Source organism: uncultured Georgenia sp., assembly GCF_937958535.1.
GTDB lineage: Bacteria > Actinomycetota > Actinomycetes > Actinomycetales > Actinomycetaceae > Oceanitalea.
This window is the reverse complement of the sequence record NZ_CALGNQ010000194.1, coordinates 1-10,860: the sequence shown is the minus strand read 5'-3', so window position 1 is coordinate 10,860 and position 10,860 is coordinate 1. Positions and strand designations below refer to the sequence as shown.

The window sequence follows — 10,860 nt, the reverse complement described above, 5'->3', positions numbered from 1 at the left end:
TTCCCCGACCACTGGTCCTTCCTGCTCGGTGAGGTCGCGCTCTACAGCTTCATCGTCCTCGTCCTCAGCGGCATCTTCCTGACGATGTTCTTCGTCCCCAGCATGGGGCACACCACCTACCCGGAGGACGCCCTCCCGGTGGCCATGCAGGGCGTGGCGATGTCCGAGGCCTTCGCCTCGACGTTGCGGCTCTCCTTCGAGGTGCGCGGCGGGCTGCTCATGCGGCAGATCCACCACTGGGCGGCGCTGCTGTTCATGGCCGCGATCGTGTCGCACATGCTCCGGGTGTTCTTCACCGGTGCCTTCCGCAAGCCGCGGGAGCTCAACTGGCTCGTCGGGTTCACCCTGCTGCTGCTGGGCCTCGCGGCCGGCTTCTCCGGCTACTCGCTGCCGGACGACGTCCTGTCGGGCAACGGCCTGCGCATCGCCGACGGCGTGCTCCGCGCGATCCCGATCATCGGCTCCTACGGCTCGCTGGCGCTCTTCGGCGGTGAGTTCCCGGGGACGGACATCATCCCGCGCCTGTTCACGGTGCACATCCTGCTCGTGCCCGGCCTCATCATCGCGCTGGTGACCGTCCACCTCATCCTCGTCGTCGTGCACAAGCACACCCAGTACCCCGGCCCGGGGCGGACGGAGAAGAACGTCGTCGGCTACCCGGTGCTGCCGGTGTACGCGGCGAAGGCAGGCGGGTTCTTCTTCATCGTCTTCGGCTTCCTCGCCACGCTCGGTGCGCTGGTGTCGATCAACCCGGTGTGGGTGCACGGGCCCTACGACCCCTCCCCCGTCGGCGCAGGCGCGCAGCCGGACTGGTACATGCTCTTCCTCGAGGGCTCGCTGCGGCTCATGCCGGGGTGGCCGGAGTTCGTCATCGGCGGTTACACGCTGTCGCTGAACATCCTCATCCCGGGCCTGATCATCCCCGGCCTGCTCTTCACGCCGCTCGCGCTGTGGCCCTTCATCGAGGCCGCGGTGACCAAGGACCGCGGTGAGCACCACCTGCTCGACCGCCCGCGCAACGCGCCTACCCGCACGGCCTTCGGCGTCGCCCTCATCACCGCGTTCATGGTGCTGAACTTCGCCGGTGCCAACGACCTCATCGCCACGCACTTCGAGCTCTCCCTCAACGGCATCACGTGGTTCCTGCGGATCGCGTTCTTCGTGGCGCCGGTGCTCGCGTTCGTCTTCACCAAGCGCATCTGCCTGGCGCTGCAGCGGCGCGACCGCGAGCTCGCCCTCCACGGTCACGAGACCGGACGCATCGTCCGGCTGCCCTCGGGCCAGTACATGGAGATCCACCAGCCGCTCACCGACGAGGAGCGGTGGGTGCTCGTCTCCTACGACGCCGACCGGATGCTGGAGATCGAGCCGGCCGAGGACGAGCGCGGGGTGCGCCGTCCCGGCTACGAGGTCGACAAGCGCCGCGCGCGCCTGTCGCGGCTCTTCTACGAGGACCGCGTCGAGCCGGTGAGGCCCGCCGAGCTGGCCGCCGCGACGGCCGAGCACGGGGCGCACGGTGACGGCCTCCAGGGCACCGCGATGGTGGAGCCCGGTGGCCTGCGCGAGACCTTCGCGGGTGCCGAGGAGGAGCCCGCGGCGGTCACCGCCGGCGGGCGGGATGAGCGGAACAACCCGTCGTCGTCATAGGTTGGCCCTGATGTGACACGTGTGCCCGGCGTCACCGCCGGGCACACGTGTCCGTGCAAGGCGGTGCGGACCCGCACCGCGACTACCTGAGGAGGACACATGCCTGTGTACACCCTGCCGGAGCTCCCGTACGACTACAGCGCGCTCGAGCCGCACATCAGCGGCAAGATCATGGAGCTGCACCACAGCCGCCACCACAAGGCGTACGTGGACGGCGCAAACACCGCGCTGGACAAGTTGGCGGAGGCCCGGGAGAGCGGTGACAACGCCGCCATCAACCTCCTGGAGAAGAACCTCGCGTTCAACCTCGGCGGGCACGTCAACCACACCGTCTTCTGGAACAACCTCTCCCCCGAGGGTGGGGGTGAGCCGGAGGGCGAGCTCGCCGAGGCCATCAAGGACCAGCTCGGGTCCTTCGAGGGCTTCAAGGCGCAGTTCTCCGCCAACGCCACGGCCATCCAGGGATCTGGCTGGTCGGTGCTCGCCTGGGACTCCATCGGGCAGAAGCTCTCGATCTTCCAGCTCTTCGACCAGCAGGGCAACGTCCCGCTGGGGCTGACGCCCATCCTCATGCTCGACATGTGGGAGCACGCGTTCTACCTGGACTACCTCAACGTCAAGGCGGACTACGTCAAGGCGTTCTGGAACATCGTCAACTGGCAGGACGTCGCCGCTCGCCTGGAGCGTGCCCGGACCCAGACGGCGGGCCTCATCACCCCCGCGCAGGTCTGACCGGACGAGAACCGGCACGAGGCCCGGTGAGCCGCTCCGGCGGCCCACCGGGCCTTTCGCTCCCGTGAGCAGACCAGCTCCACGAGGTCGCGAACTCGCGGGCGACACCACGCCACAGCCAGCGCGGCCGGTGTGACTGCCCAGTATCCGGTCCTCGCCACGCCGGTCTGGGACCACCTCGCCGTACCCGGTGGGCGAGCGTCGTCGGCTTCCCGCCGAGAGAGACCAGACCTCCGTCGCTGTGCCCGTGAGCGTGTGGCGGACTGCGGAGGGAGGCAGGTGGTCGAGCGCTGCATGATCTCGCTCCCCCTCCCGGGGCACGAGACGTTCCCCAGCCGGCCCACGGCCGCGGGTCTCCGCCTGGCGAACCGCGACGGGCGTCCCGCTGCCGACACTCGCAGCGTGGTCAGCGTCCCTGACGCTTCCTGTCCCGTCCCCGCAGAGCATGCAAGAAGGGCGGCACCCGTGCTGGGTGCCGCCCTTCCGGCGTCAGGTCGAACTCAGTGTGCGTGCGGTCCGCGTGAGAACTCGAAGGTCTGGCCGGCGAGGCCGATCGCGGCGACGACGAGGCCCAGACCGAACATCCACCAGCCCACGGCGATCCCGGCGAAGGCCAGCGCCGCAGCGATGCCCAGCACCAGCGGCCACCAGGAGTGTGGCGAGAAGACCCCGATCTCACCGGCGTGGTCCTCGACGTCGCTGACCGGGTTGTCCTCCGGCCGCGGGTCGACCCGCCGCGCCAGGATGGCCAGGTAGGCGCCGGACAGGCCGTACAGGCCGGTGAGCAGGAGAAGCGCCACCGTGCCGACGGGCTCCCAGCTGCTCCACACGCCGTAGATGAGCGCCACGATCAGGAAGAAGACGACCCCAGCCAGGAAGGTCCACATCTCCACCCGGAGCGGCTTGGGGTGCTCCGCCGACGGCTCACCGGGTGCGCGGTCGTGCTCTCGTGCCATCAGGCCTTCCCCTTCTCGTCGTCCTCGTCGCGCTCGAGCACAGCGGTCGCGGTGCCCTGCCGCTTCCCCTCGGTGGCGGCTGCTCCCCCGCCGCCGGTGCGCTGCGCGTCGCCCAGCGCCTGCTCCAGGATGCCCTGGTCGGGCACGGCCGCCTGGTCCATCGCGGCAACCTCCGGGTGGTGCAGGTCGAAGGCGGGGCGCTCGGAGCGCACGCGGGGCAGGGAGACGAAGTTGTGCCGCGGCGGCGGGCAGCTCGTGGCCCACTCCAGCGAGTTGGAGAAGCCCCACGGGTCGTCGACGAACACGGTGCGCGGGCCGCGCGTCGTGACGTAGACGTTCCACAGGAAGGGCAGCGTGGAGAGCGTCAGCAGCACCGCACCGGCGGTGGAGACCTGGTTCATCAGGGTGAACCCGTCCTCGACCATGTAGTCGGCGTAGCGCCGGGGCATGCCCTGGGCGCCGAGCCAGTGCTGGATGAGGAAGGTGCCGTGGAAGCCGAAGAAGAGCATCCAGAAGTGGACCTTGCCGAGCCGCTCGTTGAGCATCCGCCCGGTCATCTTCGGCCACCAGAAGTAGAAGCCGGCGAACATCGCGAACACCACGGTGCCGAAGACGGTGTAGTGGAAGTGCGCGACGACGAAGTAGGAGTCCTGCACCTGGAAGTCCATGGCCGGGCTGGACAGGATGATGCCGGTGACACCGCCGAAGAGGAAGGTCGCCATGAAGCCGAGCGACCAGAGCATCGGCGTCTCGAACGTCAGCTTGCCGCGCCACATCGTGCCGACCCAGTTGAAGAACTTCACCCCGGTGGGCACGGCGATGAGCATGGTCATCAGCGCGAAGAAGTTCAGCAGCACCCCACCGGTGGTGTACATGTGGTGCGCCCACACGGTCATCGACAGGGCGGCGATCGCGATCGTGGCGAAGACCAGGCCCTTGTAGCCGAAGATCGGCTTGCGGGAGAAGACCGGCAGGATCTCGCTGACGATGCCGAAGAACGGCAGTGCGATGACGTAGACCTCGGGGTGGCCGAAGAACCAGAACAGGTGCTGCCACAGCATGGAGCCGCCGCTGTCCGGGTTGTAGATCTGCCCGCCGAGGACGCGGTCGTAGGCCAGGCCGAAGAGCGCGCTCGCCAGCACCGGGAAGGCCATGAGCACCAGCAGCGAGGTGATCATGATGTTCCAGGTGAAGATCGGCATGCGGAACATGGTCATGCCGGGCATCCGCATGGTGATGACGGTGGCGATGAAGTTGACCGAGCCGAAGATGGTGCCGAAGCCGGTCAGCGCGATGCCCATGACCCACAGGTCACCGCCGAGGCCGGGCGAGAACTGCACGAGCGACAGGGGCGTGTAGGCCGTCCAGCCGAAGCTCGCCGCTCCCTTCGGGGTGAGGAAGCCGGCCAGCGCGATGAGGCCACCGAAGGTGAAGAGCCAGTAGCTGAACATGTTCAGCCGCGGGAAGGCGACGTCCGGTGCCCCGATCTGCAGCGGCACGATGACGTTCCCGAAGCCGGTGAACAGCGGCGTCGCGAAGAGGAACAGCATGATCGTGCCGTGCATCGTGAAGAACTGGTTGTACACCTCCTTCGACTGGAAGAGCTGGATACCCGGCTCGAAGAGCTCCAGCCGCATGGCCAGCGCGAGGAGGCCGCCGATGAGGAAGAAGACGAAGGCGGTGATGAGGTACAGGTAGCCGATGACCTTGTGGTCGGTCGAGGTCAGCCAGCTGACGATGGTCCGGCCGAGGCTCTGCCGCTCGGGCCGCAGGCCCGGGACGAGCTGCGGGGTCGGGGCTTCGTGCGTGGTAGCCATCAGTTGTTCACCGTTCCGTCCTGCAGGTAACCGCGCTGGTCGTAGACCCGGTTGTACTCGTCGCCGATGACGCCGACGTTGCCGGCCTGGCGCAGCGCCTCCATCTGTGCGTCGTACTCCGCACGCTCGACGACTTCGACGTTGAAGAGCATCTCCGAGTGGAACTCGCCGCACAGCTCGGCGCACTTCCCCTGGAAGTGGCCGGTCTCCTGCGGCGTCACCTGGAACGTGTTGGTCTCCCCCGCGATCATGTCCATCTTGAACAGGAAGGCGGGGATCCAGAAGGAGTGGTTGACGTCGCGGGTCTTGACGGTGAACTGCACCGTCTCCCCGACCGGCAGGTAGAGCGTGGGCAGGGTCTCCTCCACGCCCTCCTCACCGGTGAGCTGCATGCGACCGCCCTCGAAGTAGACGCCGTCGTCCAGGTAGTTGAAGTCCCAGCTCCACTGCTTGCCGTAGGCGAGGATCTCCAGGTCCGGCTCCGCGCTGACGTCGGTGAACTCCTCGGTGACCTGCACCGTGTAGAAGTACAGCACCCCGATCATGAGGATCGGCACGACGGTGTACATCAGCTCGAGCGGGATGTGGTAGCGCAGCTGGACCGGCAGGGTGTTGTCGTTCTTCCGCTTCCGGTAGGCGACGACGCACCAGATGATCAGGCCCCACACGAGGATGCCGACGAAGATGGCGGCGACCCACGCGCCGTTCCAGTGGTTGATCATCGACTCGGTCTTGTCGGTGACCCCTGGTTCGGAAGGCAGGAAGCCGTTGCTCGGCGCTCCCAGCTCTGCGCAACCGGCGAGGGTGAGGGCCGCCACAAGGCCCAGAACTACCAGTCGCCACCCGCGGGGCGAGCGGCTACCGGAGGACGGTGATCGCACTTCAAGACCTTCCGACACGACGCATTTAGGGCATTTCAGGCGGGACGAATGTCCCGTCGTTCACCCTATCGCGAACCCGCGGGTGGGACGCCAACGGCCCGCCCAGTGGGAGGTAGGAACCTCGCAAAGGACGGGCCGTGGTCGGGCGTGTCGCGTCAGTGGAAGGAGTCGCCGCAGGCGCAGGAGCCGACGGCGTTGGGGTTGTCGATCGTGAACCCCTGCTTCTCGATGGTGTCGGCGAAGTCGATGGTCGCGCCGGCCAGGTAGGGCACGCTCATCTTGTCCACGATGACCTCGACGCCGTCGAAGTCACGCACGGCGTCGCCGTCGAGGAAGCGCTCGTCGAAGTAGAGCTGGTAGATGAGGCCCGAGCAGCCACCGGGCTGGACGGCGATCCGCAGCCGCAGGTCGTCGCGCCCTTCCTGCGCGAGCAGCGTCTTGACCTTCTGCGCGGCGACGTCGGTCAGCTCGACCTCGTGGGTCGGGACGTCGGTGGGCGTGGGGGTCATCGTCTCGCTCATGCTTGGTCTCCGCAGGTGCTCGGGTCGGGTACAACCGTGGCAACCGCGGCGGGTCCGCGGTTGTTCCACGACCAGACTACGCCCCGAGTGCCCAGGTGCGCGCCAGACGGAGGGCCCACTCCTCGACGACGGCCAGGTCGGCGGGGCCGGTCTCGTACGTCCCGCTGATCCCCGCGCGGGCGACCTCACGGCGGGAGGTGTGCACCTCCTCGGCCAGGACGACGACCGGGAGCCCCTCCTCCATCGCCGCCCGTCCGACGGTCGCGACGACGGAGAAGTCGACGGCGGGCGCGTCGAGCACCGCCGTCGCGGTGAGGACGAGGTCGGCGTCGGCGACGGCGGCGCGCAGCCCGACCGCGTCGGCCACGACGTCCGGGCCCGGGAGCAGGCGGCCCCCGAGCACGGTCAGGGCGTAGGCGGCGCCTCCCCCGGCGCCGCTGCCCTCGGCCCTCCCGGGCCGGGCCGGCACCGCGTGCTGGTGTGTCGTGGGCCCGTGTGTCGCGCCGGCGGCCGGCGCGGTCGGCAGCACCGACCGCCGCGGCAGGTCCCGGCCGAGCCGGTCGAGCCGGGCGACGAGGTCACCGACCCGGGTGTCGAGGCGCTGGGCCTCGGCGGGACCGACCCGCTCGCCGAGCAGCGCGCCGGCGCCGTGCAGGCCGAGCAGCGGAGTCTGGGTGGCGGAGGCGACGACGACGTCGGTGGCGGCCAGTGTGCGGTGGGCGGCGGCCAGCGCGTCCCGGTCGATCTCGGCGTCCTCCGGGACGCCGGCGAGCCCGCGGACCAGCCCGGCGCCGCCGTCGTGGGTGGTGGCGGTCCCGAGCCCGACGACGATGCGGCCGGCGCCCACCTCGCGCGCGGCGAGGAGCAGCTCGGCCAGTCCGACGCTGCTGCCGTGCTCGGCGTGGCGCAGCTCCTCACCGGGCGGGGTGAGCTGCTGCCCGAGGACCTGTCCGGCCTCGACGTACACCGTGCCGCCGGCCTGGCCGGGCACGTGGAGCAGCGTGGCCGGGACGGGGTCGCCGAGGGGGCCGCGCGCGGTGAGCGAGACCAGGCGCCCCCCGCGGGCGGCGTGGACGGCGTCGAGCAGGCCGGTCGCACCGTCGGACATCGGCCGCACGTGCACCACGGTGTCCGGTGCCGTGCGGCGCCACCCCCGTTCGACGGCGGCGGCCACCGCCAGGGCGCTCAGCGCCCCGGAGAACGCCCCGGGGCTCACCAGGAGTCGCACGCGCTCCCCTGTCCTGCGTGGCTGCCCAGCCGGGCGTGGTGCACGGTCACAGCCGGTCGGCGAGACGGGCGAGGAGGAGGGCCTCGGCGAGGACGACCTTCTCCAGCTCGCCCAGGTGTACCGACTCGTCCTCCGAGTGCGCCCGGGAGTCCGGGTCCTCCACGCCGGTGACGAGGATCGCGGCGTCGGGGTACACCTCGGCGAGGTCGGCGATGAAGGGGATCGAGCCACCGATGCCGAGGTCCACCGGGTCGGTGCCCCAGGCGGTGCGCAGCGCCCACCGGGCGGCCTGCATGACCACCGAGTCGCCCGGGGCCTGGAAGGCGTGGCCGGTCTCCCCCGGCGTCACGGTGACCTCGGCGCCGAACGGGGCATGGGCCCGCAGGTGCTCGTGCAGCGCCCGCTCCGCCGCGGCCGGGTCCTGACCCGGGGCGATGCGCATCGAGAGCTTCGCGCGGGCGGCGGGGATGAGGGTGTTGGAGGCGTGGTCGACACTCGTCGCATCGAGCCCGATGACGGAGATCGCCGGCTTCGTCCACAGCCGCGCGGAGAGGGGGCCGGACCCGGCGAGCCGGACCCCGTCGAGCACGCCGGCGTCGGCGCGGTAGTCGGCCTCCGGGTAGTCGACGTCCGTCTCGTCGCGGGCGACCAGGCCGGGGACGGCGACGTCGCCCGCGTCGTCGTGCAGGGTGGCGATGAGCCGGGCGAGGAGGGTGACCGCGTCGAGCACCGGGCCGCCGTACATGCCGGAGTGGACGGCGTGGTCGAGCACCCGCAGCTCCACGGTGCAGTCGACGAGGCCACGCAGCGAGGTGGTGAGGCCGGGGACGCCGACCTTCCAGTTCGAGGAGTCGGCGACGACGATGACGTCCGCGGCGAGCCGGTCACGGTAGGTCTCGAGGAAGGTGCGGAAGGTCGGTGAGCCGATCTCCTCCTCGCCCTCGACGAAGACCGTGACCCCGACCCCGAGCTCGTCGCCGAGCACGCGCAGCGCGCCGACGTGGGCCATGATCCCGGCCTTGTCATCGGCGGCGCCGCGGCCGAAGAGTCGCTCGCCGCGCGCGGTGGGCTCGAAGGGCGGGGAGGTCCAGCCGGCGGGGTCGCCCGGGGGCTGGACGTCGTGGTGCGCGTAGAGCAGCACAGTCGGCGACCCGGCGGGGGCGGGCCGGTGGGCGAGCACGGCGGGCGCCCCGGCGCGACCGTCGGGACCGGTGACGCGGACGATCTCGACCTCGGGGAGCCCGGCGTCGCGGAGCAGGTCGGCGACGGCCGCGGCGCTCTCCTCGAGGTGTCGCGGGTCGAAGGCGGGGGCCGAGACGCTGGGGATGCGCACGAGCGACTCCAGGTCGCTGCGGATGCGGGGGAACTCGGCGGCGGTCCGGGTGGTGAGGTCCTCGATGGTCACGAGGGCAGCCTAACGGCGCGGGTCGACTACCCTCGAGGCGTGATCGGACGTAGCAAGAAGGAGACGCCCGCCCCCGCGCCGGAACCCGAGGCGAAGCCCAAGCCGCAGGGCAAGGGCCGCCCCACACCGAAGCGCAGGGAGGTCGAGGCACAGCGCAAGCGTCCGCTCGTCCCCGCGGACCGCAAGGCCGCCCGGCAGGAGGCCCGGCGCCGACGCAACGAGCTGTACGCCAAGCAGCAGGAGGCGATGCGCACCGGCGACGAGCGGTACCTGCCGCCGCGGGACAAGGGACCGGTGCGGCGCTGGGTCCGCAACTACGTCGACGCCCACTTCAGCCCGAGCGAGTACTTCCTGCCGCTGGCGATGGCCTCGATCGTCCTGCTCTTCTTCGCCTCGATGATCCCGGACGTCGCGATCATCGGGATGATCGTGATGTACGTCGCCTTCGCGATCTCCCTCGCCTTCGCGATCGGGTTCACCATCGCCGTCAAGCGCAAGCTCAAGGCCCGGTTCGACGAGGAGCAGATCCCCCGCTTCACCGGCATGTACGCCTTCAGCCGCCTCTTCCAGCCGCGGTTCCTCCGCGCCCCCAAGCCCCAGGTCAAGCGCGGCGAGACGATCGCGTGACCGCGGGCGTGCGGCTCTACGGTCTGCTGTTCCGGCGCCTCCTGGTCCGGGTCGACCCCGAACGGGCGCACGAGCTCGCGCTCGGGGCGATCCGGTGCGTCGCCGCCACACCGGTGCTGTCCCACGTCGTGCGGGCGACGCTGGGCCGACGGCCCGCCACCCCGGTGGGCACCCCGTTCGGGCGTGACGTCCCGGGCGTGCTCGGCCTCGCGGCCGGGATGGACAAGGACGCCACCACCGTGCTCGGGATGGACATGCTCGGCTTCGGGCACGTCGAGGTCGGGACCATCACCGCCCACCCCCAGCCGGGCAACGACCGCCCCCGCCTGTGGCGTCACCCCGAGCAGCGGGCGCTGCGCAACCGGATGGGCTTCAACAACGCCGGCGCCGAGGCGGCCGCCGAGCGGCTGCGCCGGCTGCGGAGCACCCGGCGCGGGCGGTCCGTCGTCGTCGGCGTCAACATCGGCAAGTCGCGGGTGACGCCGGTCGAGGACGCCGTGGCCGACTACGCGGCGAGCGCCCGGCTGCTCGCCCGCTGGGCCGACTACCTCACCGTCAACGTCTCCTCCCCGAACACCCCCGGGCTGCGCGACCTCCAGGCGGTCGACTCGCTACGCCCGATCCTCACCGCCGTGCAGGATGAGGCCGACCGGGCGGCCGGGCGCCGCGTGCCGGTGCTCGTCAAGGTCGCCCCCGACCTGGACGACGACGACGTCCTCGCCGTCGCCGACCTCGTCACCGAGCTGTCGCTCGCCGGTGTCGTGGCCACCAACACGACGACCGCCCACGAGCACGGACCGGGCGGGCTGTCCGGGCCGCCGGTGCACGCCCGTGCGGTCGAGGTGGTCAGGCTGCTGCGGCGACGCCTCGGCCAGGGCCCGGTGGTCATCGGTGTCGGCGGCATCGACGACGTCGCCGGGGCACGCGCCATGCTCGCCGCGGGGGCGGACCTGCTGCAGGCCTACACCGGCTTCGTCTACGGCGGGCCCACCTGGCCGGGCTCGCTCAACCGCGCCCTGGCTGGGGCCGGGCGGCGCGGCTGACGG

The 10,860-nt window shown here is 70.9% G+C and carries 10 protein-coding genes; 4 read left to right on the top strand and 6 right to left on the bottom strand.

Features of this window, described 5'->3' with window-relative positions:
• Both Q0195_RS10395 and Q0195_RS10390 read left to right on the top strand, forming a co-directional pair.
• Window positions 1–1,647: cytochrome bc complex cytochrome b subunit (locus Q0195_RS10395; protein ID WP_299278032.1), on the top strand; the 1,647-nt coding region annotated here is incomplete at its 5' end.
• A gap of 99 nt (window positions 1,648–1,746) precedes the next feature.
• A complete protein-coding gene (locus Q0195_RS10390) occupies window positions 1,747–2,379 on the top strand; it encodes a superoxide dismutase (RefSeq protein WP_299278030.1) in 633 nt (210 codons plus the stop codon).
• 500 nt (window positions 2,380–2,879) lie between these two features.
• Here Q0195_RS10390 and Q0195_RS10385 read toward each other — a convergent pair whose 3' ends face one another.
• The 6 genes from Q0195_RS10385 to Q0195_RS10360 all read right to left on the bottom strand — a co-directional run bounded on the left by Q0195_RS10385 (window position 2,880) and on the right by Q0195_RS10360 (window position 9,187).
• Window positions 2,880–3,335, bottom strand: coding sequence for a cytochrome c oxidase subunit 4 (locus Q0195_RS10385; protein WP_299278027.1), 456 nt, complete (start codon window positions 3,333–3,335; stop codon window positions 2,880–2,882).
• Window positions 3,335–5,152: a cytochrome c oxidase subunit I gene (gene ctaD, locus Q0195_RS10380; protein WP_299278025.1), complete on the bottom strand. Its 1,818-nt coding sequence runs from the start codon at window positions 5,150–5,152 to the stop codon at window positions 3,335–3,337. The genes Q0195_RS10385 and ctaD overlap by 1 nt, the downstream gene beginning before the upstream one ends.
• The gene (gene coxB / locus Q0195_RS10375; RefSeq protein ID WP_299278022.1) at window positions 5,152–5,970 is read right to left on the bottom strand and encodes a cytochrome c oxidase subunit II; all 819 of its coding nucleotides are present in this window, start codon (window positions 5,968–5,970) and stop codon (window positions 5,152–5,154) included. The genes ctaD and coxB overlap by 1 nt, the downstream gene beginning before the upstream one ends.
• Window positions 5,971–6,188: 218 nt before the next feature.
• The gene (erpA, locus tag Q0195_RS10370; protein ID WP_299278035.1) at window positions 6,189–6,542 is read right to left on the bottom strand and encodes an iron-sulfur cluster insertion protein ErpA; all 354 of its coding nucleotides are present in this window, start codon (window positions 6,540–6,542) and stop codon (window positions 6,189–6,191) included.
• 88 nt (window positions 6,543–6,630) lie between these two features.
• Window positions 6,631–7,782 carry a glycerate kinase gene (locus tag Q0195_RS10365; RefSeq protein WP_299278019.1) on the bottom strand — a complete coding sequence of 384 codons (1,152 nt, stop codon included), beginning with the start codon at window positions 7,780–7,782 and terminating at the stop codon, window positions 6,631–6,633.
• A gap of 46 nt (window positions 7,783–7,828) precedes the next feature.
• Window positions 7,829–9,187, bottom strand: coding sequence for a dipeptidase (locus Q0195_RS10360; RefSeq protein ID WP_299278016.1), 1,359 nt, complete (start codon window positions 9,185–9,187; stop codon window positions 7,829–7,831).
• 39 nt (window positions 9,188–9,226) lie between these two features.
• Between Q0195_RS10360 and Q0195_RS10355 the strand changes: the two genes are divergently transcribed.
• Together Q0195_RS10355 and Q0195_RS10350 are read left to right on the top strand one after the other, a co-directional pair.
• The gene (locus Q0195_RS10355) at window positions 9,227–9,814 is read left to right on the top strand and encodes a DUF3043 domain-containing protein (RefSeq protein ID WP_299278013.1); all 588 of its coding nucleotides are present in this window, start codon (window positions 9,227–9,229) and stop codon (window positions 9,812–9,814) included.
• On the top strand, window positions 9,811–10,857 hold the full coding sequence (locus Q0195_RS10350) for a quinone-dependent dihydroorotate dehydrogenase (RefSeq protein ID WP_299278011.1): 1,047 nt from the start codon (window positions 9,811–9,813) through the stop codon (window positions 10,855–10,857). Before Q0195_RS10355 ends, Q0195_RS10350 begins: the two co-directional genes overlap by 4 nt.
• Window positions 10,858–10,860 lie beyond the last annotated feature (3 nt).